24 protein-coding genes are annotated in these 26,525 nt (G+C 71.7%); 18 read left to right on the top strand and 6 right to left on the bottom strand.

Annotated elements, in window-relative coordinates; genetic code table 11:
- Window positions 1–157 precede the first annotated feature (157 nt).
- The 9 genes from ABIQ69_RS12035 (at window position 158) to ABIQ69_RS11995 (ending at window position 9,386) form a co-directional block, all read left to right on the top strand.
- Window positions 158–1,258, top strand: a complete 1,101-nt coding sequence (locus tag ABIQ69_RS12035; protein WP_350347359.1) for a BMP family ABC transporter substrate-binding protein — start codon at window positions 158–160, stop codon at window positions 1,256–1,258.
- 160 nt (window positions 1,259–1,418) lie between these two features.
- Window positions 1,419–2,939 carry an ABC transporter ATP-binding protein gene (locus ABIQ69_RS12030; RefSeq protein ID WP_350347358.1) on the top strand — a complete coding sequence of 507 codons (1,521 nt, stop codon included), beginning with the start codon at window positions 1,419–1,421 and terminating at the stop codon, window positions 2,937–2,939.
- Complete coding sequence (locus tag ABIQ69_RS12025) at window positions 2,936–4,276, top strand: ABC transporter permease (protein ID WP_350347357.1); 1,341 nt, start codon at window positions 2,936–2,938, stop codon at window positions 4,274–4,276. Before ABIQ69_RS12030 ends, ABIQ69_RS12025 begins: the two co-directional genes overlap by 4 nt.
- 41 nt (window positions 4,277–4,317) lie before the next feature.
- Window positions 4,318–5,583, top strand: a complete 1,266-nt coding sequence (locus ABIQ69_RS12020) for an ABC transporter permease (RefSeq protein ID WP_350350016.1) — start codon at window positions 4,318–4,320, stop codon at window positions 5,581–5,583.
- A gap of 62 nt (window positions 5,584–5,645) precedes the next feature.
- Window positions 5,646–6,065 carry a cytidine deaminase gene (locus tag ABIQ69_RS12015; protein ID WP_350347356.1) on the top strand — a complete coding sequence of 140 codons (420 nt, stop codon included), beginning with the start codon at window positions 5,646–5,648 and terminating at the stop codon, window positions 6,063–6,065.
- Window positions 6,062–7,366 (top strand): thymidine phosphorylase, encoded by a 1,305-nt coding sequence (locus ABIQ69_RS12010; RefSeq protein WP_350347355.1) that lies wholly within the window; start codon window positions 6,062–6,064, stop codon window positions 7,364–7,366. Before ABIQ69_RS12015 ends, ABIQ69_RS12010 begins: the two co-directional genes overlap by 4 nt.
- Window positions 7,367–7,473: 107 nt before the next feature.
- Window positions 7,474–8,595, top strand: coding sequence for an adenosine deaminase (locus ABIQ69_RS12005; RefSeq protein ID WP_350347354.1), 1,122 nt, complete (start codon window positions 7,474–7,476; stop codon window positions 8,593–8,595).
- 48 nt (window positions 8,596–8,643) lie between these two features.
- Window positions 8,644–9,105 carry a PTS sugar transporter subunit IIA gene (locus ABIQ69_RS12000; protein ID WP_350347353.1) on the top strand — a complete coding sequence of 154 codons (462 nt, stop codon included), beginning with the start codon at window positions 8,644–8,646 and terminating at the stop codon, window positions 9,103–9,105.
- Window positions 9,102–9,386 (top strand): PTS sugar transporter subunit IIB, encoded by a 285-nt coding sequence (locus ABIQ69_RS11995; RefSeq protein WP_350347352.1) that lies wholly within the window; start codon window positions 9,102–9,104, stop codon window positions 9,384–9,386. The genes ABIQ69_RS12000 and ABIQ69_RS11995 overlap by 4 nt, the downstream gene beginning before the upstream one ends.
- 24 nt (window positions 9,387–9,410) lie before the next feature.
- Here the strand turns inward: ABIQ69_RS11995 and ABIQ69_RS11990 are convergent, their stop codons facing one another.
- Window positions 9,411–11,138 carry a phospho-sugar mutase gene (locus ABIQ69_RS11990; protein WP_350347351.1) on the bottom strand — a complete coding sequence of 576 codons (1,728 nt, stop codon included), beginning with the start codon at window positions 11,136–11,138 and terminating at the stop codon, window positions 9,411–9,413.
- Window positions 11,139–11,155: 17 nt separating this feature from the next.
- The gene (locus tag ABIQ69_RS11985; RefSeq protein ID WP_350347350.1) at window positions 11,156–11,983 is read right to left on the bottom strand and encodes a purine-nucleoside phosphorylase; all 828 of its coding nucleotides are present in this window, start codon (window positions 11,981–11,983) and stop codon (window positions 11,156–11,158) included.
- Between the two features lie 84 nt (window positions 11,984–12,067).
- Here ABIQ69_RS11985 and ABIQ69_RS11980 point away from each other — a divergent pair, with 84 nt between their 5' ends.
- The 4 genes from ABIQ69_RS11980 (at window position 12,068) to ABIQ69_RS11965 (ending at window position 16,531) form a co-directional block, all read left to right on the top strand.
- Window positions 12,068–13,498 (top strand): NAD(P)H-quinone dehydrogenase, encoded by a 1,431-nt coding sequence (locus tag ABIQ69_RS11980; protein WP_350347349.1) that lies wholly within the window; start codon window positions 12,068–12,070, stop codon window positions 13,496–13,498.
- A 69-nt stretch (window positions 13,499–13,567) separates the two neighbouring features.
- Window positions 13,568–15,091, top strand: coding sequence for an amino acid permease (locus ABIQ69_RS11975; protein ID WP_350347348.1), 1,524 nt, complete (start codon window positions 13,568–13,570; stop codon window positions 15,089–15,091).
- Window positions 15,092–15,100: 9 nt separating this feature from the next.
- Window positions 15,101–15,610, top strand: coding sequence for a nucleoside deaminase (locus tag ABIQ69_RS11970; RefSeq protein ID WP_350347347.1), 510 nt, complete (start codon window positions 15,101–15,103; stop codon window positions 15,608–15,610).
- A 357-nt stretch (window positions 15,611–15,967) separates the two neighbouring features.
- The gene (locus tag ABIQ69_RS11965; protein ID WP_350347346.1) at window positions 15,968–16,531 is read left to right on the top strand and encodes a hypothetical protein; all 564 of its coding nucleotides are present in this window, start codon (window positions 15,968–15,970) and stop codon (window positions 16,529–16,531) included.
- 31 nt (window positions 16,532–16,562) lie between these two features.
- Here ABIQ69_RS11965 and ABIQ69_RS11960 read toward each other — a convergent pair whose 3' ends face one another.
- Both ABIQ69_RS11960 and ABIQ69_RS11955 read right to left on the bottom strand, forming a co-directional pair.
- Window positions 16,563–18,347 (bottom strand): biotin carboxylase N-terminal domain-containing protein, encoded by a 1,785-nt coding sequence (locus tag ABIQ69_RS11960; protein ID WP_350347345.1) that lies wholly within the window; start codon window positions 18,345–18,347, stop codon window positions 16,563–16,565.
- Window positions 18,348–18,486: 139 nt separating this feature from the next.
- Window positions 18,487–19,128 carry a nucleoside triphosphate pyrophosphatase gene (locus ABIQ69_RS11955; protein ID WP_350347344.1) on the bottom strand — a complete coding sequence of 214 codons (642 nt, stop codon included), beginning with the start codon at window positions 19,126–19,128 and terminating at the stop codon, window positions 18,487–18,489.
- A gap of 46 nt (window positions 19,129–19,174) precedes the next feature.
- Between ABIQ69_RS11955 and ABIQ69_RS11950 the strand changes: the two genes are divergently transcribed.
- The 4 genes from ABIQ69_RS11950 to ABIQ69_RS11935 are packed head-to-tail and all read left to right on the top strand — an operon-like array spanning window position 19,175 to window position 23,472.
- Complete coding sequence (locus tag ABIQ69_RS11950; protein ID WP_350347343.1) at window positions 19,175–20,512, top strand: TRAM domain-containing protein; 1,338 nt, start codon at window positions 19,175–19,177, stop codon at window positions 20,510–20,512.
- Window positions 20,513–20,532: 20 nt separating this feature from the next.
- On the top strand, window positions 20,533–21,240 hold the full coding sequence (locus ABIQ69_RS11945; protein ID WP_350347342.1) for a response regulator transcription factor: 708 nt from the start codon (window positions 20,533–20,535) through the stop codon (window positions 21,238–21,240).
- Between the two features lie 37 nt (window positions 21,241–21,277).
- Window positions 21,278–22,462 (top strand): ATP-binding protein, encoded by a 1,185-nt coding sequence (locus tag ABIQ69_RS11940; protein WP_350347341.1) that lies wholly within the window; start codon window positions 21,278–21,280, stop codon window positions 22,460–22,462.
- Window positions 22,459–23,472 (top strand): hypothetical protein, encoded by a 1,014-nt coding sequence (locus ABIQ69_RS11935; RefSeq protein WP_350347340.1) that lies wholly within the window; start codon window positions 22,459–22,461, stop codon window positions 23,470–23,472. Before ABIQ69_RS11940 ends, ABIQ69_RS11935 begins: the two co-directional genes overlap by 4 nt.
- A gap of 253 nt (window positions 23,473–23,725) precedes the next feature.
- Here the strand turns inward: ABIQ69_RS11935 and ABIQ69_RS11930 are convergent, their stop codons facing one another.
- Together ABIQ69_RS11930 and ABIQ69_RS11925 are read right to left on the bottom strand one after the other, a co-directional pair.
- On the bottom strand, window positions 23,726–23,944 hold the full coding sequence (locus ABIQ69_RS11930) for an acyl-CoA carboxylase epsilon subunit (RefSeq protein WP_350347339.1): 219 nt from the start codon (window positions 23,942–23,944) through the stop codon (window positions 23,726–23,728).
- Between the two features lie 8 nt (window positions 23,945–23,952).
- The gene (locus ABIQ69_RS11925; RefSeq protein WP_350350015.1) at window positions 23,953–25,542 is read right to left on the bottom strand and encodes an acyl-CoA carboxylase subunit beta; all 1,590 of its coding nucleotides are present in this window, start codon (window positions 25,540–25,542) and stop codon (window positions 23,953–23,955) included.
- A gap of 116 nt (window positions 25,543–25,658) precedes the next feature.
- Between ABIQ69_RS11925 and ABIQ69_RS11920 the strand changes: the two genes are divergently transcribed.
- Window positions 25,659–26,519, top strand: coding sequence for a biotin--[acetyl-CoA-carboxylase] ligase (locus ABIQ69_RS11920; protein ID WP_350347338.1), 861 nt, complete (start codon window positions 25,659–25,661; stop codon window positions 26,517–26,519).
- The last annotated feature ends 6 nt before the right edge of the window (window positions 26,520–26,525 follow it).

Here is a 26,525-nt window from a genome sequence, read left to right as displayed (position 1 = left end):
TCGGGGGTGAGCCGCATCTGCTCATATGAGCAGATTGTCGCTTCTTGATAACCATTGGATTGCGCGGGCAGGCGGGACCCGGGCCGCGCTCGCAACATTCGGTAACGTGAGGGCACCAACCCCGCGACGGTCGGGGTGAGCGTCTTTGGAGGACACAGTGACGATCACGACGAAGAAGGCCGCGCTCGGCGGATTCGCCATGCTCGGCGCCGCCGCGCTGCTGGCCGGCTGCGCGTCGGCTCCCGAGGAGTCGGGCGGCGACGGCGGGGGCGAGGCCCTCGACTTCCTTCCCTGCATGGTCTCCGACGCGGGCGGGTTCGACGACAAGTCCTTCAACCAGCTCGGCTTCGAGGGCCTCCAGGCCGCGGCCGAGGAGCTCGGCGTCGAGTACAACGAGGTCGAGTCGGCCGCCGAGACCGACTACGCCGCCAACCTCTCGAGCCTCGTCGACCAGGGCTGCAACGCCATCGTCACGGTCGGCTTCCTGCTCGCGCCGGCCGCCCTCGAGTCGGCCCAGCAGAACCCCGACATCGAGTACATCTCGATCGACGACCCGGTGGACCAGGACTTCGACGGCACCACCGACGCCGAGAACATCAAGCCGATCATCTTCGACACCGCCCAGGCCGCGTTCCTCGCGGGCTACCTGTCCGCCGGTGTCTCGCAGACCGGCGTCGTCGGCACCTTCGGCGGCATGAACATCCCGACCGTGACCATCTTCATGGACGGCTTCGCTCAGGGCGTCGACTACTACAACGAGGAGAACGGCACCGCCGTCAAGGTGGTCGGCTGGGACCGCGCCGCCGAGGATGGCTCGTTCACCGGCGGCTTCGAGGCGAACGACACCGCCCGTCAGCTCGCGCAGGGCATCATCGACCAGAACGTCGACGTCCTCCTGCCCGTCGGCGGTCCGATCTACCAGTCGGCCGCTGCCGCCATCGAGGACTCCGGTCGCGAGATCGCGCTCATCGGCGTGGACGCCGACGTGTTCGAGACCGACCCGTCGGTCGCGTCGCTCCTGCTCACTTCGATCATGAAGGGCATCGACGTCGGCGTGCACGAGGCGATCGTCGAGGCCGGCAACGGCGAGTTCGACACGACGCCGTTCGTCGGCACGCTCGAGAACGACGGCGTGGGCCTCGCCGACTACCACGACTGGGCCGACCGCGTCCCGGCCGAGCTCGACGCGAAGCTCCAGGAGCTGCGCGAGCAGATCGTCGCGGGCGACATCCAGGTGGAGTCCTACCTGGCCGAGTAGTCCGAACGGCACACGGCGGGGAGGTCGGCAGGCGCCGGCCTCCCCGTCGCCGTTGACGCGGATGCGCGTCCGTCACAACATCTGAGCAGGCGGTCCGACCGCTCTCCGACATCTGCGCAGCATCTGCTGCATCCGCAGGCCCATCACTAGGATCGGTGACATGAAACTCGAGCTTCGGGGCATCACGAAGACCTTCGGGACGCTCGTGGCGAACGACCACATCGACCTCACGGTCGAACCGGGTGAGATCCATTGCCTCCTCGGGGAGAACGGGGCCGGCAAGTCCACCCTCATGAACGTGCTCTACGGCCTCTACCAGGCCGACTCCGGCGAGATCCTGCTCGACGACGAGGTCCAGCATTTCGCCGGCCCCGGTGACGCCATGCGCGCCGGCATCGGCATGGTGCACCAGCACTTCATGCTCATCCCCGTCTTCACGGTCGCCGAGAACGTCATGCTCGGACACGAGTCCACGAAGGGTGCCGGGCTCCTCGACCTCCCGGCCGCCCGCGCGAAGGTGCGCGAGATCTCCGACCGCTTCGGGTTCGACGTCGACCCCGACGCGCTCGTCGACGACCTGCCGGTCGGGGTGCAGCAGCGCGTGGAGATCATCAAGGCGCTCTCGCGTGACGCCCGGGTGCTGGTGTTCGACGAGCCCACCGCGGTGCTGACGCCGCAGGAGACCGACGAGCTGATGGCGATCATGCGTCAGCTCAAGGAGGGCGGCACCTCCATCGTCTTCATCACGCACAAGCTTCGCGAGGTGCGCGAGGTCGCCGACCGGATCACCGTCATCCGCCTCGGCAAGGTCGTCGGCGAGGCCGATCCCGCGGCCTCGAACGCGGAGCTCGCGTCGATGATGGTCGGTCGTGCGGTCGAGCTCACCGTGCAGAAGGAGCCCGCCACGCTCGGCGACCCCGCACTGGTGGTCGAGGGGCTCAGTGTCATCGATCCGATCGGGCAGCTCGTCGTCAACGACGTCTCGTTCGAGGTGCGCCGGGGCGAGATCCTCGCGGTCGCCGGCGTGCAGGGCAACGGCCAGACCGAGCTCACCGAGGCCCTCGTCGGCCTGCAGCCGCGCGTGCAGGGCTCGGTGACCCTCGACGGCAACCAGCTCGTCGGGCGCCACGTCCGGCACATCCTCGAGGCGGGTGTCGGGTTCGTGCCCGAGGACCGCAAGGAGGACGGGCTCGTCGCCGAGTTCACCATCGCGGAGAACCTCATGCTCGACCGCGCCGACGGCGCGCCGTTCGTGAAGGGCGGCAACGTCCAGCGCGGCGCGCTCGAGCGCTTCGCCCGCGAGAAGGTCGCGGAGTACGACGTGCGCACGCCGTCGATCGAGACCAAGGTCGGCCGCCTCTCGGGCGGCAACCAGCAGAAGGTGGTCCTCGCGCGCGAGCTCAGCCGCGACCTGCGCCTGTTCGTCGCCGCCCAGCCGACCCGCGGCGTCGATGTGGGCTCGATCGAGTTCATCCACAAGCGCATCGTCGAGACCCGCGACGCCGGCGTGCCCGTCATCGTGGTCTCGACCGAGCTCGACGAGGTCACGGCCCTCGCCGACCGCATCATGGTGATGTACCGCGGCAAGGTCGTGGGCATCGTCCCGGGAGACACCCCGCGCGACATCCTCGGCCTCATGATGGCCGGCGAGGCGCCGAGCACCGAAGGAGCCGCCGCATGAGCGCGCCCACCCCGAACGATCCCGACGTCGCGCTCGAGACCGGCTCGCAGGTGCCGGAGGAGGTGCAGCCCGAGCGGCCCGCGCCGCCGACCGCGGCGAAGCCGGGCGCCGAGCCCGGGCCCGAATCCGAGTCGCGCTGGCACCGGGCGTTCCGCGAGATCACGACCGGCAACGCGATCATCTCGGTGCTCGCGGTGCTGCTGGCGCTTCTCGTGGGCGCGGTGATGATCGCGTTCACCGACGAGCGCGTGCAGGCCGCCTCCGCGTACTTCTTCGCCCGCCCCGGCGACACGTTCGTCGCGATCTGGGACTCGGTCGCCGGTGCGTACACCGCGTTCTTCCAGGGCTCCATCTACAACTTCCGCCGCCCGGGCTTCGCCGCAGGCATCCGTCCGCTCACCGAGACGCTGACGTTCGCGACGCCGCTCATCGCCGCCGGTCTCGGCGTGGCGCTCGCGTTCCGCGTCGGCATGTTCAACATCGGCGGTCGCGGCCAGATGCTCATGGCCTCCGCGGCGGCCGGCTGGGTCGCCTTCTCGTTCGACCTCCCGTGGGGGGTCCACATGCTGGTCGCCCTGCTCGCGGGACTCCTCGCGGGCGCGCTGTGGGCGGGCATCGCCGGCCTCCTGAAGGCGCGAACGGGTGCGCACGAGGTGATCGTCACGATCATGCTGAACTACGTCGCGCTCTACCTCGTGACGTGGATGCTCCGCACCCCGGGGCTGCTCCAGGCGCCGGGCTCGAACAACCCGAAGACTCCCGCGATGAAGGACACGGCCGTCTTCCCCGACCTGCTCGGGCCGCAGTACAACCTGCACTTCGGCTTCATCCTGGCGCTCGGCGCCGTCGTGCTGGTCTGGTGGATCCTCAGCCGGTCGGCGCTCGGATTCAAGTTCCGGGCCGTCGGCGAGAATCCGAACGCGGCCCGGGTCGCGGGCATCAACGTCACGTCGATGTACGTCTACGCGATGCTCATCTCCGGCGCCCTGGTCGGGCTCGCGGGCGTGAGCCAGGTGCTCGGCACCGTCACCACCGGATTCTCGTCCGGCATCGACGCCGGCATCGGCTTCGACGCGATCACCGTCGCGCTGCTCGGGCGGTCGACGCCGTGGGGCGTGCTCGCGGCCGGCATCCTCTTCGGCGCGTTCAAGGCCGGCGGGTTCGCCATGCAGGCCGCCGAGGGCGTGCCGATCGAGATCGTGCTCGTCGTGCAGTCGCTCATCGTGCTCTTCATCGCCGCGCCGCCGCTCGTGCGGGCGATCTTCCGCCTGCCGGCACCGGGCGCAGGCCCCAAGCGGCCTCGGCCGATCGTGACGAAGGAGGTGGCGGCCAAGTGACCACCGCGACCCAGCCCCACGCCGGAGCCGCGCAGCAGCCGGTGCTCGAGTCCACCGTGGTCGTGAGCTGGAAGGCTCCGATCGCGCTGGGCGCCGTGACGGTCCTCTCGGCGCTGCTGTTCCTCATCGCCCCGCACGACGCGGAGGCCGTATTCCGGGTGTCGTCGCCGCGCGACGTCATCCAGATCCCCGAGATCGTGCTCCCGGGCATCGCCACGACGTGGGTGTGTCTCGTCCTCCTCGCGGCGCTCACCGTCTGGAGTGCCCTGCTCGTCCGCGCGAAGCGCCGGGTGCCGCTGTGGCTCGTGATCGTGTTCGCCGTGGTGTTCATGCTCGGCTTCCTGACCTGGGCCGCCGCGGGCGCCTCGACGCACGTCATCCCGCTCGCCGGGCTGTTCGCCGGAGCGCTGAGCCTCTCCGTGCCGCTCATCTTCGGTGCGCTGAGCGGCGTGATCTCCGAGCGGGTGGGCGTCGTCAACATCGCGATCGAGGGCCAGCTGCTGGCCGGCGCGTTCACGTCGGCGATGGTGTCGTCGGCGATCGGGCAGGCCGTGCTGGGGCAGACGGTCGGCATGATCGCCGCGGCGATCGCGGGCGTGCTCGTGTCGTTCGTGCTGGCGGCCTTCGCGATCAAGTACTTCGTCGACCAGGTGATCGTCGGTGTCGTGCTCAACGTCCTGGTGCTCGGCCTCACGAGCTTCCTGTTCTCGCAGGTGCTCGCCCCGAACGCCTCGGTGCTGAACTCACCGCCCCGCCTCGAGCGCATCCCGATCCCGTTGCTCAGCGAGATCCCGCTCATCGGGCCGACCTTCTTCCGGCAGACCATCATCGTCTACCTCATGTACGTCGCCGTCGTGCTGGTCTACATCGGGCTGTTCCACACGAAGTGGGGGCTGCGGCTCCGGGCGGTCGGCGAGCACCCGCAGGCCGCCGACACCGTCGGCATCAACGTCGGTCGCACGCGCTTCTGGAACGTCTCGCTCGGCGGTGCGATCGCGGGCCTCGGCGGGTCCTTCTTCACCCTCGGCTCGGTGGGCGCCTTCAACAAGGAGATGACGGCCGGGCTCGGCTTCATCGCCCTCGCCGCCGTGATCTTCGGTCAGTGGGACCCGATCAAGGCCACCCTCGCGGCCCTGCTGTTCGGCTTCGCGCTCAATCTGCAGAACACCCTCGGCGTCATCGGGTCGCCCGTGCCGAGCGAGTTCATGCTGATGCTGCCGTACGTCGTGACGATCTTCGCCGTGGCGGGGCTCGTGGGCAAGGTGAGAGGCCCCGCGGCATCCGGCAAACCGTACATCAAGTCCTGAGCCGCCTCGCGGCTCCATCACGGCCGGGCCTTCCGGCCGACGACCCGAGACGGGGGAGCACCATGACCGAATCGGCAGCGATCGACTGGGACCACCTGCGCGGCATCGCGCGCGAGGCGATGGCCAAGGCGTACGTGCCCTACTCGCAGTTCCCGGTGGGGGCGGCGGCGATCGTCGACGACGGGCGTGTCGTCAGCGGCTGCAATGTGGAGAACGCCTCGTACGGCGTCACGCTGTGCGCCGAGTGCTCGCTCGTGTCGGCGCTCATCATGTCGGGTGGGGGCAAGCTCGTCGCGTTCGCGTGCGTCGACGGGCACGGCAACACGCTCATGCCCTGCGGACGGTGCCGCCAGCTGCTCTTCGAGCACTCGGCTGAGGGCATGGTGCTCGACACGGTGTCCGGGCTGAAGACGATCGACGAGGTGCTGCCCGACGCGTTCGGTCCGCGTACGCTCGCCGCCTACGCGGGGGAGCAGGCATGAGCGCCGCGGTGGAGGCATTCGACGCCGTCGACCTGATCCGGGCCAAGCGCGACGGGCGCGAGCTCACGACCGCGGAGATCGACTGGCTCGTCGACGCGTACACGCGCGGGTATGTCGCCGACGAGCAGATGTCGGCGATGACCATGGCCATCTTCCTCAACGGCATGGGGCGCCGTGAGATCCGCGACCTGACGATGGCCATGATCGCCTCGGGCGAGCGCATGGACTTCTCGGGCCTCGGCAAGCCCACCGCGGACAAGCACTCGACAGGCGGCGTGGGCGACAAGATCACCCTGCCGCTCATGCCACTCGTCGCGGCGTTCGGCGTCGCGGTGCCCCAGCTCTCCGGGCGAGGGCTCGGTCACACGGGCGGCACGCTGGACAAGCTCGAGTCGATCCCGGGCTGGCGTGCCGAGCTCACGAACGAGGAGATGTTCCGGCAGCTCCGCGAGCAGGGCGGCGTGATCTGCGCCGCGGGCGCCGGGCTCGCTCCGGCCGACAAGAAGCTGTATGCGCTCCGCGACATCACCGGCACCGTCGAGGCGATCCCGCTCATCGCGTCGTCGATCATGTCGAAGAAGATCGCCGAGGGCACGGGGGCGCTGGTGCTCGACGTGAAGTTCGGCTCGGGCGCGTTCCTGCAAGACATCGAGCGTTCGCGCGAACTCGCGCGCACGATGGTCGAGCTCGGCGAGGACGCCGGCGTCGCCACGAGCGCCCTGCTGACGAACATGAACGTGCCGCTCGGGCTCACGATCGGCAACGCGAACGAGGTGCGGGAGTCGGTCGAGGTGCTCGCCGGCGGCGGCCCGGCCGACGTCCGCGAACTGACCCTCGCGCTCGCGCGGGAGATGCTCGCGCTCGCGGGGCAGCCCGATGCCGACGTGGAGGCGGCGCTCGACGACGGAAGGGCCATGGACGCCTGGCGGGCGACCGTGCGTGCGCAGGGCGGCGACCCGGATGCCCCGCTCCCGGTCGCCCGCGAGCAGCACGTCGTCACCGCTGACCGCGACGGCGTGCTGGTGGCGCAGGAGGCGCTGCCGTTCGGCATCGCCGCCTGGCGGCTCGGCGCCGGCCGGGCGCGCAAGGAGGACCCGGTCCACCACGCCGCCGGAATCGACCTCCATGCGAAGCCCGGCGACGCGGTGCGGGCCGGTCAGCCGCTGTTCACCCTGCACGCCGATGAGCCCGCGCGATTCGCCCGGGCGTTGGAGGCGGTCGACGGTGCGTGGCGCATCGGCGACCCCGGCGATCCGGTCGACGACGGCGGTCCGCTGATCGCGGAGAGCATCGGCCGCTGAGGTGCGCGACGCCTAGCGCATCCGTCGCGTCCATGCGGCGCCCCGGACTCCGTCCAGGCTTCGAAATCGCCGAGACTTCGCGGGCACCGCGCCGGTATCGTTGAGCCGTGGAGACGAATCCGACGCAGTACCGGCTCGAGGGCGACGGCGCCGACATCAGGGCGCTGCCCAAGGTGTCCCTGCACGACCACCTCGACGGGGGCCTGCGCCCCCAGACCCTTATCGAGCTGGGCGACGAGCTCGGACTCGATCTCCCGACGAGCGACGCCGACGAGCTGGCCGACTGGTTCACCGCGCAGGCCGACTCGGGGTCCCTCGTCGAGTACCTGAAGACGTTCGACCTCACGACGGCCGTCATGCAGACCCGTGAGGGGCTCACCCGCGTGGCGCGCGAGTTCGTGCAGGACCTCGCGGCCGACGGCGTCGTGTACGGCGAGATCCGCTGGGCACCCGAGCAGCACCTCACGCGCGGGCTGTCCCTCGACGAGGCGGTCGAGGCCGTGCAGGCCGGGCTCGAGCAGGGTGCGGACGACGTGCGGCACCAGGGCCGGAGCATCCGCACCGGCCAGCTGATCACCGCGATGCGGCACGCCGATCGCGGATTGGAGATCGCCGAGCTCGCCGTCCGGCACCGCGATCGCGGCGTCGTCGGGTTCGACATCGCCGGCGCCGAGGCGGGCTTCCCGCCGAGCCGGCACCGGACCGCGTTCGACTACCTGGCGAGCCGGTTCTTCCCCGTGACCGTGCACGCGGGCGAAGCCGACGGCATCGAGTCGATCCGCGGCGCCCTCATCGACGGCCGGGCTCTGCGGCTCGGTCACGGGGTGCGGCTCGCGGAGGACCTCGTCATCGAGCGGCAGGACGACGAGAACACGTACGTCTCGCTCGGCCAGGTCGCCCAGTGGGTGCGCGACCGGGAGATCGCGCTCGAGACGAGCCCGTCGTCGAACCTCCAGACGGGCGCCATCGCAGCGTGGGGCGACGAGCTGGTCGACCACCCGTTCGACCTGCTGTACCAGCTCGGATTCCGGGTCACCGTGAACACCGACAACCGGCTGCAGTCGGGCACGTCGCTGACGCGTGAGCTCTGGCTGCTCGCCGACGCCTTCGGCTACGACCTCGACGACCTCGAAGTGTTCCAGCTGAACGCGGCCGCGGCGGCCTTCCTGCCGCTCGACGACCGCGAGGAGCTCGCCGAGCAGATCGAGGACGGGTTCGACGAGGCCTGACCGGCCCGCCGCCCGCACCGCACCGCACCACCCGAACGGAATCCGTCGATGCCCCTCCCGCCCCTCCCCGACACCGCCGTCGCGCTCGGAGCCGAGGCCGCCGACTGGCGTGCCGCCGTGCGCCTCGCCGGTCGGGCGCTCAACCGGTCGGGTGCGACGAAGGCGGAGTACGTCGAGCGCATGATCGCCGTGATCGAAGAGTTCGGCGCGTACGTGGTCATCGCACCGGGTCTCGCGCTGGCCCATGCACGCCCAGGCGCCGACGTGGTGCGCGAGGGCCTCGCCGTCGTGACCCTCGCCACGCCGGTCGCCTTCGGACACCCCCACAACGACCCCGTGCGCGTGGTGCTCGGGCTCGCCGTGTCGAACGCGGAGGAGCACGTCGCGTCGGTCGCCGGGCTCGCGAATGTGTTCAACGACCCGACGGCCATCGGGCGCATCGCCTCGGCCACGACGGCCGACGAGGTGCGAGCGGTGCTCGGCGTCCACGCCGAGGAGGTGTCGGCGTGAGGATCGTCGCCGTCTGCGGTGCCGGCATCGGCACCTCGGCCATCCTGAAGGTGAACGCCGAACGCGCCCTCGCCCGGCTCGGGCTCTCCGCCGACGTGACGGCGACCGATCTCGACGGCATCGTGACGACCGCGGCTGACGCGCAAGTCGTGCTGACCTCGAGCGAGCTGGCGGCGCAGGTGCGCTCACGACTCGGGCGCACCTACGCCGAGATCATCGAGGTACGCAACTACTTCGACGTCGAGGAGATCGCGGCGCACCTCGAGCGCTCGCTCGGCTGACGCCCGCCACGTGGGCAGCGGAGCTCAGGCCACGAGCTCCCTCATGCCGGCTTCGAGCGCGGCGATCGTCGCGGCGGCCGCTGCGCGGCGCTCGGCCACGTCGCCCTCGGTCGCGACCGCGTCGAGGTAGACCTTCAGCTTCGGCTCGGTGCCGCTCGGTCGCACCATGACGCGTCCCCCGTGCTCGAGCACGAGCCTCAGCACATCGCTCGGCGGCAGGTCGCCGAAGCCGTCGGCGAGATCCTCGATGCGGTCCACCGGGATGCCTCCCACCGAGGTCGGCGGGTCGGCGCGCAGCCGCGCCATCACGGCGCCGATGCGGGAGAGGTCGGTGACGCGGATCGAGACCTGGCCGGAGGCGAAGCATCCGAATCGGGCGACGAAGTCGTCGAGGTGTTCGGCGACGCTCCGCCCGCGCGCGGCGAGGTCGGCGGCGAGGTCGAGGAACGCGATGGCCGCCGAGATGCCGTCCTTGTCGCGTACGGTGGCGGGGTTCACGAGGTAGCCCAGCGCTTCCTCGAAGCCGAACACCAGTCCGGGCGCCCGCGAGATCCACTTGAACCCGGTGAGCGTCGCGCGGAACTCGAGGCCGTAGGCCTCCGCGATGGCGGCGAGCCCAGGCGAGGAGACGATCGAGCACGCGAGGGTGCCCTCGGCACCGCCGTCGCCCGAGACCGAGGCGGCCTGCTCTGCCGCGCGCCAGCCGAGCAGCAGCCCCACCTCGTTGCCGCTGAGGCGGCGCCAGCCGCCGTCGGCGGCCTGATCGGGGATGGCGATGGCGAGCCGATCGGCGTCGGGGTCGTTGGCGATCACGAGATCGGCGCCGACGGCGCGGGCGCGTTCGAAGCTGAGATCCATCGCGCCCGGCTCTTCGGGGTTCGGGAACGCGACGGTCGGGAACGCGGCGTCGGGCGCGATCTGGGTGTCGACCACCGCGGGTCGCGGGAAGCCCGCGGCATCGGCGACGCGGGCGAACGTCTCCCAGCCGACCCCGTGCATGGCCGTGTAGACGACGCGGAGCTCCGTACCGGCGGAGTCCGCGCGAGCCGCGGACGCTACCGCGGCGGTCGCCGCCACGTAGGCGTCGACGACCGATTCGGGCGCGGTCTCGAACGAGGCGCGGGGCAGGTCGGGCACGCGTCGCTCCTCGGCGATGCGCAGGATATGCGCCGCGATCTCCGCGTCGGTGGGCGACACGATCTGCGACCCGTGACTCGCGCCGCCGAGGTAGACCTTGTAGCCGTTGTCGTTCGGCGGGTTGTGGCTCGCCGTCACCATGACCCCGGCCGCAGTGTCGAGATGGCGCACGGCGAAGGCGAGCACCGGGGTCGGCAGCAGCCGGGGGAGCAGGATGGCGCGGACGCCCGCCCCGGCCATCACCTCGGCCGAGTCGCGCGCGAACACCTCGGAGTTCTTCCGCCCGTCGTAGCCGATGACGACCGACGGCACCGTCCCCGCCTCGGCGTGTTCGAGCAGGTAGGCGGCGAGTCCGGCAGCTGCCTGAGCGACGAGCACCCGGTTCATCCGATTCGGACCGGCGGCGATCGCCCCGCGGAGTCCGGCGGTGCCGAACGCGAGGCGGTGGTCGAAGCGGTCGGCGAGGTCGTCGGCCGCGGAGACGTCCCCCGCGCGCACCGCCTCGATGATCGCCGCGAGCTCCTCGCGCGTCTCGGGGTCGGGGTCCTGGGCGATCCAGGACTCGGCCAGCGCGATGCGCGTGCGGTCGTCTGCGGAGAGTTCGGGCTGAGACATCCGTCGTCGCCTTCCGGTTACAGGGCCTGCACGATGTCGGCGAGGAGCCGCGAGATCACGGGCTCTGCGGCGCGGCCGGCCTGGATGACCTCCTCGTGGCTGAGCGGGGTCTGCTGGATGCCCGCGGCGAGGTTGGTGATGAGGGACATCCCGAGGATCTCCATGCCCGCCTGGCGCGCCGCGATCGCCTCGAGCGCCGTCGACATGCCGACGATGTGTCCGCCGATGGCCTTCGCCATCTGCACCTCGGCCGGGGTCTCGTAGTGCGGGCCGCGGAACTGGCAGTACACGCCCTCGTCGAGCTCGGGTGCGATCGACCGGGCGAGGTCGCGCAGTCGCCGCGAGTAGAGGTCGGTGAGGTCGATGAACGTGGCGCCCTCGAGCGGGGAGTCGGCGGTGAGGTTGATGTGGTCGCTGATGAGCACCGGGGTGCCCGGGGTCCAGGTCTCCTTGATGCCGCCGGCGCCGTTGGTGAGGATCATCGTCGTCGCGCCGGTGGCCGCGGCGGTACGCACCGAGTGCACGACCCGTCGAACCCCGTGGCCCTCGTAGTAGTGGGTGCGTGCCCCGATCACGAGCGCCCGCCGGCCGTTCGGCAGCGCCACCGACCGCAGCGTGCCCACGTGTCCTTCGAGCGCCGGCTTCGAGAAACCGGGCACCTCGGTCGCGGGGATCGTGTGGGTCGTCTCGCCGAGGAGCTCGGCGGCCTTGCCCCAGCCGGAGCCGAGGGTGAGGGCCACGTCGTGGCGCGCGACGCCGGTGAGCTCGGCGATGCGGTCGGCCGCCTCCTGCGCGATGGCGAACGGGTCGGCGGCGGGATCGTCGAGCGGGTTCTGCTGCTGCATCCCCCCATGCTAATGAGCCGCCGGATGCCGCGCGCGAGCGTGCTCATGTGCCGGTCGATCCGACGGATGCGACAGAATATGAGCATGGCCTACGAGTTCGAGCGCACCCAGAGAATCGCCGTCCTCGGAGGTGGGCCAGGAGGATACGAGGCCGCGCTGGCCGGCGCGCAGCTCGGAGCCGAGGTCACGCTCATCGAACGTGCGGGCGTGGGCGGCTCGGCCGTGCTCACCGACGTGGTGCCCTCGAAGTCGCTCATCGCGACCGCCGAGGCCTCGAACGCGGTCAAGGAGGCCGCCGACCTCGGCGTGCAGTTCTACGCGAAGGGCGCCGCCGACAAGGCGGTGAAGCCCCAGGTGGCGATCAACCTCGCCGCGGTCAACAAGCGCCTGCTCGGCCTCGCCGCGCAGCAGTCCGAGGACATGCGGCAGAACCTCATCGACGCGGGCGTGCACCTCGTGCAGGGCGAGGGGCGCCTCGACGGGCCCAACGCCATCATCGTGTCGACGGCGAAGGGCGGCACAGACTTCGACCGCATCGAGGCCGACACGCTCCTGATCTCGGTCGGGGCCACGCCCCGCATCCTGCCGACCGCCGTGCCCGACGGCGAGCGGATCCTCACCTGGACGCAGCTCTACGACCTGCAGCAGATCCCCGAGCACCTCATCGTCGTCGGCTCCGGCGTCACCGGCGCCGAGTTCGCGTCGGCCTACCGCGCCCTCGGAGCCAAGGTCACGCTCATCTCCAGCCGCGACCAGGTGCTGCCGGGCGAAGACCAGGACGCGGCATCCGTCATCGAGAAGGTCTTCAAGCGCAACGGCATGAAGGTGCTGAACAAGTCGCGCGCCGAGTCGGTGGTGCGCGACGGCGACTCCGTCGTCGCGACCCTCACCGACGGCCGCGAGGTGCGCGGATCGCACTGCCTCATGGCGGTCGGCTCGGTGCCGAACACGCGCGACCTCGGCCTCGAGGACGCCGGTGTGCAGCTGTCGGAGTCCGGCCACATCCGGGTCAACCGGGTGGCGCGCACGTCCATCCCCAACATCTACGCCGCCGGCGACTGCACGACGTTCCTGCCGCTCGCCTCGGTCGCCTCCATGCAGGGCCGCACCGCGATGTTCCACGCCATGGGCGACATCGTGAACCCGCCCGAGAACCGCAACATCACGTCGAACATCTTCACTCAGCCCGAGATCGCCACTGTCGGCTGGACCGAGAAGGAGATCGACGAGGGCGTCGTGCCGGGCGTCGTCTACAAGCTGCCGCTGTTGTCGAACCCGAGGGCGAAGATGATGGGCATCCGCGACGGGTTCGTGAAGCTGTTCGCCTCGAGCGGCTCGGGCGCCATCATCGGCGGCGTCATCGTCGCGCCGAGGGCCTCGGATCTCATCTTCCCGCTGGCGCTCGCGGTCGAGCACCGCCTGACGGTCGACCAGTTCGCCGAGGCGTTCCCGGTCTATCCGTCGCTCAGCGGGTCGCTGACCGACGCGGCGAGGGCGATGCATATCGTGCGCTGATGCGCGAGGCGCGGGGGCCGCGCCGGAACACGGATGGGCGCGAGGGAGCGCACCAGGAAGGGGGAACCGATGGACCTCCGGGTCAAGTCGGTCGAGGCGTCGATGGCGGATGCCGCGGACGAGTCGAGGAGCTTGCGGCGGTCGCTCGGGACCTGGGATCTGGCCCTCATGGGCATCGCGGTCGCGGTCGGCGCGGGCATCTTCTCCGTCGGCGCGCAGGCCGCCGCGAGCTTCGCCGGACCGAGCGTGATCGTCTCGTTCGTGCTCGCCGCGATCACCTGCGGTCTCGCGATCATGTGCTACGCCGAGTTCGCCTCCACGGTGCCGGTCGCGGGCAGTGCGTACACCTTCACGTACGCCACGATGGGGGAGCTGCTCGCGTGGATCATCGGGTGGGACCTCATCCTCGAGATGTTCACGGCCGCGGCCGTGCTCGCGAAGTACTGGGGCGTGTACCTCAGCGAGGCGCTGCTCGCGTTCGGCGTACCGTTCCCGGCGACGTTCGAGCTCGGCGGCCTCGAGGTCAGCTGGCCCGCGTTCCTCATCGTCGCGGTGTTCACCGCGCTGCTCGTCGCCGGCACGAAGCTCACCGCCCGCGTCGGCGCGGTGTTCACGATCATCAAGGTCGCGATCGTGCTGTTCGTCATCGTCGTCGGGTTCTTCTTCGTCCGCGCGGCGAACTTCACGCCCTTCATCCCCGAGGCGGTGCCCACCGAGGGCGGCGCGTCGGATGCCTGGACGCAGTCGCTGTTCTCCTGGCTGACGGGCGCGGCGCCCGCGCAGTACGGCGTGTTCGGCCTGCTGGCCGCGGCATCCCTCGTGTTCTTCGCATTCATCGGGTTCGACGTGGTCGCGACCAGCGCGGAGGAGGTGCGCGACCCGCAGCGCCGGCTCCCGCGCGGCATCTTCCTCGGGCTCGGCATCGTGACGCTGCTGTACGTGCTCGTGTCGATCGTGATGACCGGCATGGTCTCGTACCGCGAGCTCGCCGAGGAGGAGAGCCCGTCGCTCGCGACGGCGTTCCGGCTCGTCGGGCAGGACTGGGCGTCGGCGGTCATCTCACTGGGGGCGCTCGCGGGTCTCACGACCGTCATCATGGTCCTGCTGCTCGGGCTCTCGCGCATCGTGTTCGCGCTCAGCCGCGATGGGCTGCTGCCGCGCTGGTTCTCGAAGACGACGGCGCACACGAAGACGCCGGCGCGCGTGCAGATCATCGGCGGGCTGGTTGTCGCGCTCGTAGCGGCGTTCACCGATGTGGGCCTGCTCGAGGAGATGATCAACATCGGCACGCTCTCGGCGTTCGTGCTGGTGAGTGTCGGCATCGTGGTGCTGCGGCGGACTCGGCCCGATCTGCCGCGCGGGTTCCGGGTGCCGTGGTCGCCCGTGCTGCCGATCGTGTCGGCCGCGCTGTGCCTCTGGCTGATGTTCAACCTCACGACGCTGACCTGGGTGCGATTCCTCGTCTGGCTCGCGATCGGCATCGTGATCTACCTGCTCTACGGCCGTCGCCGCTCGCGCCTCGCGGGCGGACAGGTGAGCGAGGTCGAGCTGCCTACCGCGCAGGGCTCCGACGACCCGACGGCGGGCCGGTAGGTGACCGGCATGGATGCCTCGCCCGAGACTCGCCCGCTCGACGACGTCGACCGTGCACGGCTGCGCCGCTGCGTCGAGCTGGCGAGCGAGGCGCTCGACGCCGGCGACGAGCCGTTCGGGTCCCTCCTCGTCGACGCCGCCGGCGAGGTGCGGTTCGAGGACCGCAACCGCGAAGGCGGCGGCGACGCGACGGCGCATCCCGAGCTCGCGATCGCGCAGTGGGCGGCCCGGCACCTGGAACCCGAGGAACGGCGCCATTGCGTCGTCTACACCTCGGGCGAGCATTGCCCGATGTGCAGTGCAGCGCACGCCTGGGTCGGTCTCGGCCGCATCGTCTACGCGACGAGCAGCGAGCAGTTCACCGCGTGGCGCCGCGAACGCGGCCTGCCCGCCGGGCCGGTCGCTGCGCTGCCGATCCAGGCCGTGGCACCCGGCGTGGAGGTGGCCGGGCCCGACGCCGAGCTCTCCGCCGAGGTGCGGGTGCTGTTCGAGCGGATGCTCGACCGGGCGGGTCGCTGAGGCTCAGTCCTCACCTGCGGCGTCGAGCAGTTGCACTGCTCGTCCGGCTCGCGGGCCCGTGCCGTGATCCAATCGCAATGCGGCGATCGCCCTCCCATTCGCGGCCGACCGCTACAGTCGTCTCGCCCGGCGTATCCGGGGGAAGAGGTGGAGGGGATCGTGACCGTTCGGGCGTACTGTGCGGCAGTCATCGTGCTGGCGGCCGCGGCGGGGTTGACCGGGTGCGTCCCCGCCCCAATCCAGCCGTCGCCACCGCCGTCGCCGACGTCGTCCGCACGGCCGAGCGCCACCGCGGCCCCCGCGCCGACTCCGCCGGCGTCGGCACCGACGCCCTCAGCAGCGCCGGATGCCGCGGTCGTGGGCATCGTCGTCCGGCCCGAGCACCTCGAGCTGGTGAACCGCTCGGGCGCAGTGGTCGACACGCTCTCGTACGACGCCGACGCGGGGGTCTTCATCGACGTCCTCGGCGGGGTCCTGGGCGGCGCACCCGACGTCGAGGAGCGCCGAGGCGGCCACGAGTGGTTCCCGAGCACCGCCGACCGCTGGCCGGGTGTGCAGGTCGTGGACGACCACGAACCGGACGGAGTTTCCGCCGACATGAACGTGAGCGTCCGCTTCACCCACCCGATCGTGGGGAACGGTATCTCCGTCTCGACGGTGCAAGGGTTCCGCCCGGGCGATGACCTCGAGGCGTTCGCCGCCGAACTGGGCGAAGAGTGGCACGGTTCGGGATACGACGAGTTCCCCGCCGAGACCGGTCCCGACATCGCGCCGCGGATGTGCTTCGAGTGGGACGGCTCGTGCGTGGAGTACGCGAACGCCAACGCCGTGTCGGTGAACCTCTGGGGCGGCGGCACCACGGACCCGACCGTGACCAGCGTCGTCTCCGCACCCTGGAACTTCGGCATCGGTCACGTGTAGGCGGGTCCGCACGGGGCGCCCGCCGCACGACCTACGCGTCCGCGATCGACAGCAGCAGGTGTCCGCTCGAGACGGTCGCACCCGCCTCGGCGTTCACGAGCCCGATGATGCCGTCCTTGTGGGCGACGATCGGCTGCTCCATCTTCATGGCCTCCAGCACGAGGACGAGGTCGCCCTTGACGACCCGGTCGCCCTCGGCGACCGCGACCTTCACGACCGTGGCCTGCATCGGCGCCTTCACGGCGTCCCCCGTCGCGGTGTCCACGGCGTGTGCGGCCGAGCGGCGGCGGGGAGCCGGGCCCGAGGCCGCAGCACCGGTGGCCGCAGAACCCGACCCGCCGCCCAGCAGCTTCTTCGGCAGCGACACCTCGATGCGACGGCCCTCCACCTCGACGACGACCGAGGTGCGCGCGGCGGGGCCGCGGGGCTCCTCGAGCTCGCCCGTCCACGGCTCGAGCGTGTTGTCGTACTCGGTCTCGATCCAGCGCGTATAGACCGAGAAGGGCTCGTCGCCCTCGGGCGCGAAGGCCGGGTCGCGCACGATGTCGCGGTGGAACGGCAGCACGGTCGGCAGGCCCGTCACCTCGAACTCGTCGAGGGCGCGGCGGGCGCGTGCGAGCGCCTCCTGGCGGTCCTTGCCCGTGACGATGAGCTTCGCGAGGAGCGAGTCGAAGGCGCCCGAGATCTCGTCGCCGCTCGTCACGCCGGAGTCGACGCGGACGCCGGGGCCGCCGGGGAAGCGCAGCTGGTGGATCGGGCCGGGGGCGGGGAGGAAGTTGCGGCCCGGGTCCTCGCCGTTGATGCGGAACTCGAACGAGTGGCCGACGGCCACGGGATCGGGGTAGTCGAGCACGCCGCCCTCGGCGAGCCGGAACTGCTCGCGGACGAGATCGAGGCCGGTGACCTCTTCCGAGACGGGGTGCTCGACCTGGAGGCGCGTGTTCACCTCGAGGAAGGAGACGGTGCCGTCCTTGCCGATCAGGAACTCGCACGTGCCGGCGCCGACGTAGCCGACCTCCTTGAGGATGGCCTTCGAGGAGGTGTACAGCGCCTCGACCTGCTCGTCGGTGAGGAACGGCGCGGGCGCCTCTTCGACGAGCTTCTGGTGCCGGCGCTGCAGCGAGCAGTCGCGGGTCGAGACGACGACGACGTTGCCGTGCTGGTCGGCGAGGCACTGGGTCTCGACGTGCCGTGGCTGGTCGAGGTACTTCTCGACGAAGCACTCGCCGCGGCCGAAGGCCGCGACGGCCTCACGGGTGGCCGAGTCGAAGAGCTCGGGCACCTCCTCGCGGGTGCGGGCGACCTTCAGGCCGCGGCCGCCGCCGCCGAAGGCGGCCTTGATCGCCACGGGCAGGCCGTGGACGTCGACGAACTCGAGCACCTCGGCGGCATCCGCCACCGGGTTCAGCGTGCCGGGCGCGAGCGGGGCGCCGACCTTCTCGGCGACGTGGCGCGCAGAGACCTTGTCGCCGAGGCGCTCGATCGCCTCGGGGGAGGGTCCGATCCAGATGAGGCCGGCGTCGATGACGGCGCGGGCGAAGTCGGAGTTCTCGGCGAGGAACCCGTAGCCGGGGTGCACGGCGTCCGCGCCGGAGCGGCGGGCGACGGAGAGGAGCTTGTCGATGACGAGATACGTGTCGGCGCTGGTGGAGCCGTCGAGGGCGTACGCCTCGTCGGCGAGCTTGACGTGCCGGGCGTCGCGGTCCTGGTCGGCGTACACCGCGACGGACGCGATACCGGAGTCGCGCGCCGCGCGGATGACCCGGACGGCGATCTCTCCGCGGTTGGCGATGAGGACTTTCGTGATGCGCGGCATGATCATCAAGCCTATTCGCGCGCACCATCCGTCCTTTGGGTGACCTCCACAAAAACGGTGGATGCCTCTTGCGCCGATCGACAATCGCACGGGGTTCGCGCCGGGCGGTCGACACCCCGGCCGGGCGAGTGGCCGCCGGTCAGCCTCGGGTGTTCCAGAGGTCCGTCCAGCTCCCGCCGAGCTCGCGGACGAGTTCGCGCAGCGTCGACAGCGACAGGCCGACGACCGTCGACGGGTCGCCCTCGACGCGCCGGATGAACGGGCCCCCGAGGCTGTCGACCGTGAAGGCGCCCGCGACGAGCAGCGGCTCGCCCGACTCGACGTACGCCTCGATCTCGCCGTCGTCGAGCCGCGCGAAGTGCACGGTCGCCACGGCCGGACGGCCGGCTGCGCCCCGGACGGTCCCGCCGCGGTGGTCGATCAGCCAGTGGCCCGACCAGAGCTCGCCCGATCGGCCGTTCTGCGCGTGCCACCGTTCGCGCGCGATCTCCGGGCGGTGGGGTTTGCCGTGGATGCGCCCGTCGATGAGGAACGCCGAGTCGCCGCCCAGCACGAACCCGTCGATCGGTGCTCCGCCCGGCTCCGCGCCGAGGATGGCCTCAGCCTTCGCCTGGGCGAGCAGCTGCACGAGCTCCTGGGCCGGGAGGGGACCGCGCACCGCCTCGATCTCCTCGACGAGGGCCTCCTCGTCGACGCCGGGCGACACGGTGACCGGCTCGATGCCCGCCTGCCGCAACAGCTGCAGACGGGCGGGAGAGGTGGAGGCCAGGTAGAGACGCATCCCCCCATCCTGCCCGCGTACGCCGGGACTGTGGAAGCATCGGAGGATGCCTCGTCCGCCCCGCCCCCGCCGGCCACGTGCCGACCGCACCGAGCGTCCGGCTCGCCGCTCGCGCGAGCCGCGTCCGCCCGCCACCGACGGGCCGCTGCTCGACCTCGAGGTCGAGCGCATCGCCCACGGCGGCGTCGCGGTCGCCCATCACGAGGGGCGCGTCGTGTTCGTCGCCGACGCGATCCCCGGCGAGCGGGTCCGCGCACGCGTCACGGATGCCTCGAAGGACCGGTTCTGGCGCGCCGACACCATCGAGGTGCTCGACGCCTCGCCCGACCGCCGCGAGCACGTCTGGGCCGAGGCATCCGTCGCCCGCGCGCCGGAAGACCGCGCGGGCGGGGCGGAGTTCGGTCACATCCTCATGGAGCGCCAGCGGGCGTTGAAGGCCGACGTGCTGCGCGAGGGGCTCGCCCGGTTCGCGGGACTCGACCGCGCGGTCGCGGTCGAGCCGGTCGACGCCGAACTCGCGCCGGGCGTGGACGCCGGATTCGGCACCGGCTGGCGCACCCGGGTGCGACTCCACGTCGACGACGAGGGGCGCATCGGCCCGTTCGCGGCGCGGAGCCACCGGGTGGTGCCGGTCGACTCGCTGCCGCTCGCCGTGGGCGAGCTGCAGGAGCGCGCCCCGCTCGGCGACCGCCTGCCCGGGAGCCGGTTCGTCGATCTGGTCGCGCCGAGTGCGGGCGATGCGGAGATGATCGTCGACGCGCCGGCGGGCGGCGAGGGGGCCGTCGTCCGCGAGATCGTCGAGGGGCGCACCTTCCAGCTCGACCGCGGAGGGTTCTGGCAGGTGCACCGAGGTGCGGCCGCCACGCTCTCCCGCGCCGTGCGCGACGCCGTCGACGGCGACCGGTTCGACCCCCGCGCCGCGAACCTCGACCTCTACGGCGGCGTCGGACTGCTCGCCGCCGCCGTCGCCGACCGGTTCGGCGAGACGGTGCGGATCACGAGCGTCGAGGCGGACGAGCGGGCGACCGACCACGCCTCAGCGAACCTCGCCGACCACGTCGGCGCCCGCGCCGAGACCGGCCGGGTCGACCGGTGGCTCGCCGAGCTCGAGGCATCCGCCGATCGCGCCCTGCAGGCGCGTCTGCGGGCCGCGACCGTCGTGCTCGACCCGCCGCGTTCCGGCGCGGGGCGCGAGGTCGTCGAGCGGCTCGCAGCCCTGCGGCCCGCCCAGCTCGTGTACGTGGCCTGCGACCCGATCGCGCTCGCCCGCGACCTCGGCACCTTCCGGGAGCACGGGTACGAGCTCGAGGAGCTCCGCGCTTTCGACCTCTTCCCGAACACGCATCATGTCGAGGCGGTCGCACGCCTTGGCGCTATCGTGTGATCGTCGGGAAGGGGGACGCGGTGGCCGCGGAGACCGCACGCGCCGAGCAGGCGCAGGAGACGTCGCCGGGGGCGACCGTCGCGATCGTCGACGATCACGAGGCCGTCCGGCTGGGGCTTCGCGCCGCGTGCCAGGACGCCGGGTACCGGGTGGTCGCGGAGACCGCGGGCGTGCCCGAGCTGCTCGACCGGCTCGACGGCGGGCGGTGCGACGTCGTCGTCCTCGACCTCTCGCTCGGCGACGGCCGTTCGGTGACCGAGAACGTGCGGAGTCTGCTCGCGACCGGCAGCGCCGTCCTCGTGCACAGCATCGCCGACCGTGTGGCGGCCGTGCGCGAGGCGCTCGCGGCCGGGGCGGCGGGCGTCATCCCGAAGTCGTCGCCGATGTCGGTCGTCATCAACGCGATCGACACGGTCGCGCGCGGCGAGGTGCTGAACAACGTCGAGTGGGCGAGCGCCATCGAAGCCGACCGCGACTTCGCGAAGGCCCAGCTCGGTCGGCGCGAGCGCGACGTGCTGCATCTCTACGCGTCGGGGCTGCCGCTGAAACTCGTCGCCCTGCAGCTCGGCATCGCCCACTCGACCGCCCGCGAGTACCTCGACCGCATCCGGGCGAAGTACGTCGAGGTGGGCCGGCCCGCGCCGACCAAGGTCGACCTGCTGCGACGCGCCGTCGAAGACGGCATCCTCCCCGGGCTCGACGGCGACGCCGGAGATGCCCGCGGCTGAGTGGCGGGTCCAGCGCCCGTCCGCCCGCCGGCGCGCCGTGACCCGCGCGCAGGTCGAGACCGTCGCCGCGCGCGCGCTCGGCGTCTTCGGGCTGGTGTTCTCGGCGCAGACCGTGCCGTCGGCGCTCGCCCAGGCGGGCGCGCTCGTCGACGGCGCGGGCATCGCGCTCATGGCCGTGCTGTACGGCATCGCCGTGGTCGTCGCCCTCGCGACATTCACCCGGGTCGGGGTGCGCACCGCCGCCACGAGCTACGCGTTCGCGTACGCCCTCGCGCTCGCGGCCTGGCCGGCCCTGGTCGAAGATCCCGCGCTCCTCGAGGGACGTGCGCCCTGGCTGTACTACCTCTGCACGATCGCGACGACGGCGGCCGTCGTGGCGTTCCCGGTGGGCGGCGCCGTCGGCTACACCGTCGCGGTGCCGATGCTCTACGGCCTCGTCCGGCTGTCACCGGCCGGCGGGGGCGTCGGCCCCGCGCTCGCCGGACTCGACGCGGTCTACGCGCTCATCCTCGGCATCGTCGTGCTCGTGATCATCACGATGCTGCGGCAGGCGGCCGAGGCCGTCGACCAGGCGCAGGACGCCGCGCTGCAGCGCTACGACGTCGCCGCGAGGCAGCACGCGACCGAGATCGAGCGGGTGAAGATCGACGCGCTCGTGCACGATTCGGTGCTGACGACCCTGCTCTCGGCGGCCGCGGCGACCACGCCCGACGAGCAGGCGCTCGCGGCACGGATGGCGCGCGACGCGGTGAAACGCCTGGACGAGGCCGGCGCGACGGGCCCGCGCTCGCTCGAGCGCGTCGCGCTGACGGTCCTCGTGCGGCGGCTCCGCGCCGCGATGACGACGTTCACGACGCCGTTCACGGTGCGCGTGGTGAACGCGGGCGGCGTGGAGCTGCCCGTCGAGGCGGTGGACGCCCTGTACACGGCCGCCGTGCAGGCGATGGTGAACTCGGCGCAGCACGCCGACGAGCCGGGGCGCACGACCCGGCGCGAGCTCCGCGTCCGCGGCGTGCGGGCCGGCGGCTGCGTCATCGAGGTCTCCGACAACGGCGCGGGGTTCGACCCCGCCGCGGTTCCGCAGGAGCGCCTCGGTCTGCGCGTATCGATCGAGGAGCGCATGGCGAACGCCGGCGGACGTTCCCGGCTGGATGCGCGGCCCGGACACGGCACGACCGTCGTGCTCGCCTGGCCCGCCGAGGCGATGGGGGATGCCTCGTGATCACCGTCCCCAGGTGGCTGATGCTGGTGCTCGCCGCCCTGTTCTCCGCGTACCACGTGGTGCTCGGCATCACCTCGCTCGACATCCCCGACAACCCCTGGCCCGCCGTCGTCGCGCTCGTGCTGTACGCCGTGGCCACGGTGCTGAGCCTCTGGCCGGTGCGGCGCATGCGCATGCCCGACTGGCTTGCCGCCTTCGACCTGGCCGTCAGCATCGCCATGCCGCTGCTCGTCACCGGTCAGCTGGATGCCTCGGCCGACAACGGCTACGCGACGTGGTACGTCGCGGCGGTCGGCACCCTCATGACCATCACGGCCGCCCGACGCCAGCTCGTGGCCGCCTGGCTCGGCGTGGCATCCCTCGCCGTGCAGACGGTCGTGTGGGCCGGCGTGCCCGCCCTCGGCACGCTCGGCGTCGTCGGCAGCATCGTGTGGGTGGCAATCGCGCACATGCTCACCGTCGCGCTCGCGACCGCGGCGCGCGAGGCTCGCCGGTATGCGCAGGCCGAGCGGGAGGCGGCGGCCTGGCAGGCGGCCCAGGACGCGCATCTCTTCGAAGGCCGGATGCGCCTCGCGCAGACCAACCGCATCGCCGCGCCCATGCTGCGCCGGATCGCCGACCGCGGCGGGGTCCTCACCGAGGCGCAACGTCGCGAGTGCCGGATGCTGGAGGCGGCGATCCGCGACGAGATCCGGGGCCGGATGCTCCTCACCGACGTCGTGCGCGCCGAGGTGCAGCATGCCCGCGAGCGCGGTGTGCTGGTGACGCTCCTCGATGAGGGCGGCATCGACGATCTCGACGAGGCGACGCGCGACCGCGTGCTCTCGCGTCTGGCCGAAGCGATCGCGAAGTCGCGCGCCGACCGGATCATCGCGCGGACGGCCGCCGAGGGCTCCCCGGTCGCGGTGACGGTCGTCGGACTCGTGGTGCCAGGTGACGAGGGCGTCGACACTGCGGACACGGAGGACGCCGAGGTGGAGCTCTGGCTGGAGATCCCGCGCCGGATCTGACGGCTGCCGCGCGAGGAGGTCGCAGGGTCGCGTAAAGAGATCCGGGAAAAGAGGAGGGGGCCGGTCGATGACCGGCCCCCATCAAGCCCGAGTCACGGCGACAACCCGAATATCGCCCTGACTCGCCCCATTGCAGCGAGGCCGGTTACCCGTCCGGCGTCGCGGGCGGCTCACGAAGAGCCTGCACCATCATCTTGGGCGACGGCAGCCGGGAAGTGAAGTCAGCATTTCGGGGGACAGCCGTGGGGGGCGCTCATCGACCCCACGACGCCCAGCGTCCGGGGCCGGCGGTCAGCGGCGCCCGGAGCGCGCCGGCGCCGCGCACCCAGCGCCGGTCGTCGCCGGTCGCCGCGGTCGGGGTGTCGGTGTGCTCGGCCATGGCCGCGAGGAGCACCGCGGTGGCGGCGGCCGCCTCTTCGGCGGAGACCGAGGTGAGGAAGCGGAGGTCGGGAGCGGTCGTGTCGTCGGTCATGCGTCCCCCTACAGCGGGATGTTCCCGTGCTTCTTCGGCGGCAGGCTCGCACGCTTGGTGCGGAGCATCCGCAGCGCCTTCACGAGCGAGACGCGCGTCGCGGCCGGCTCGATGACGCCGTCGAGCTCGCCGCGTTCGGCGGCGAGGAACGGCGAGGCGACGTTGTAGGTGTACTCGTTGGCGAGCTGCGTGCGGACCGCCGCGACGTCTTCGCCGGCCTCCTCGGCGCGCTTGATCTCCCCGCGGTAGAGGATGTTCACGGCGCCCTGACCGCCCATCACCGCGATCTCGGCGGTCGGCCAGGCGAGGTTGATGTCGGCGCCCAGCTGCTTCGAGCCCATGACGATGTAGGCCCCGCCGTACGCCTTCCGTGTGATGACGGTGACGAGCGGCACCGTCGCCTCGGCGTACGCGTAGAGCAGCTTCGCGCCGCGTCGGATGACGCCGGTCCACTCCTGGTCGGTGCCGGGCAGGTAGCCGGGCACGTCGACGAGGGTGAGGATCGGGATGCCGAACGCGTCGCAGAACCGCACGAACCGGGCCGCCTTCTCGCCCGCGGCGATGTTGAGCGTGCCGGCCATCTGGCTCGGCTGATTCGCGATGATGCCGACCGACCGGCCCTCGACGCGGGCGAACCCGACGACGATGTTCGGCGCGAACAGCGGCTGCACCTCGAGGAAGTCGCCGTGGTCGACGATGCCCTCGATGACGGTGTGCATGTCGTACGGCTGGTTCGGGGAGTCGGGGATGACCGTGTCGAGCCGGCGGTCGGCGTCGGTGATCTCGAGCTCCGTCTCGGCCTCGAACACCGGCGGCTCGGACAGGTTGTTGTCGGGCAGGAAGGACACGAGCGTGCGGACGTAGTCGAGGGCGTCGGATTCGTCGCTCGCGAGGTAGTGAGCGACGCCCGAGACGGTGTTGTGCGTGAGCGCGCCGCCGAGCTCCTCCATGCCGACGTCCTCGCCGGTCACGGTCTTGATGACGTCCGGCCCCGTGACGAACATCTGGCTGGTCTTGTCGACCATGATGACGAAGTCGGTGAGGGCGGGGGAGTAGACGGCGCCGCCGGCCGCCGGACCGCAGACGATCGAGATCTGCGGGATCACGCCGGACGCGGCCGTGTTGCGGCGGAAGATCTCGCCGTACTTGCCGAGCGCGACGACGCCCTCCTGGATGCGGGCTCCGCCCGAGTCGAGGATGCCGATGATGGGCACGCCCGTCTTCAGCGCGAGCTCCTGGACCTTGATGATCTTCTCGCCGGCGACCTCGCCGAGCGAGCCGCCGAAGATGGTGAAGTCCTGCGAGTAGACGGCGACCTGACGTCCGTGGATGGTGCCGGTGCCCGTGACGACCGCGTCGCCGTAGGGCCGCTTGGCCTCCATGCCGAACGCGTGCGTGCGGTGACGGACGAACTCGTCCAGCTCGACGAAGGACCCCGGGTCGAGGAGCTCGGCGATGCGCTCGCGGGCGGTCATCTTGCCCTTGGCGTGCTGCTTCTCGATCGCCGCCTCGCCGGAGGCGGTCACCGCTTCGTGGTAGCGCTGCTTGAGGTCGGCGAGCTTGCCGGCGGTCGTGGAGAGGTCGGGGCCGTCGCTGATCGTGTCGGTCACGCCGTTCACTCTACCGGCGCCTCTCACGGCCGCTTCGTTGACGGTTTCCTACAAATCAGGCCCGGACACTAGCCTGAATCCCACACGGGCGCGGAGGGTGCGGCATGGAATGGAAGCGGGCGGTCGAGGCCGTGCCGAGGTTCGAGTTCGTCGAGCAGGCGACGTCAACGAACGATGAGCTGCGGCTCGCCGTGCAGGCGACGGATGCCTCGGCCTGGCCCCATGGCTCCGCGCTCGTCACCGATGACCAGACCGCGGGGCGCGGCCGGCTCGGTCGCACCTGGCTCGCTCCGACGGGCAAGACCCTGGCGATTTCGGTCGTGCTCCGGGGCGATGGTCCGGGCGGGGTCGCCCTGCCCGTCGAGGCCTACGGGTGGCTGCCGCTCATCGCCGGCGTCGCGATGACCGAGGCGGTGCGCACCGCGGTGGCCGCGGCATCCGCGGCTCCTGGTGAGGGCGAGGACGACGGGACCGGCCTGCTCGAGGTGACCCTCAAGTGGCCGAACGACGTGCTCATCTCGGGCTACAAGGTGTGCGGCATCCTCTGCGAGCTGCTGCCCGGGCCGACGGGTGAGAGGCCCGGCGCGGTGATCGTCGGTGCGGGACTCAACCTGACGCTCGACGAGCACGACCTGCCGACGCTCACCTCGACGTCGCTCCTGCTCGCGACGGGCCGGCGACCCGATGCCGACGCCGTGCTGGCGGAGTATCTGCGCCGCCTGATCGCCCTCGTCGACGAGCTCGCCGGGGCCGGCGGCGACGCCGTGGCGAGCGGCATCGCCGACCGGGTCGCCGCCGTCTGCGGCACCCTCGGCGAGGAGGTTCGCGTGGAGCTCCCCGGTGACGCGGAACTCGTCGGCACGGCCGAGCGCATCGACCGCGACGGGCGGCTCGTGGTGCGCGACCGGGAGAATGGCGAGCCCCAGGCTGTCGCCGCCGGGGATGTCACGCACCTGCGCTATTAATGGGCG

This window comes from Agromyces sp. G08B096, assembly GCF_040267705.1.
Classification (GTDB): domain Bacteria; phylum Actinomycetota; class Actinomycetes; order Actinomycetales; family Microbacteriaceae; genus Agromyces.
This window is presented reverse-complemented; position numbering and strand designations above follow the sequence as displayed.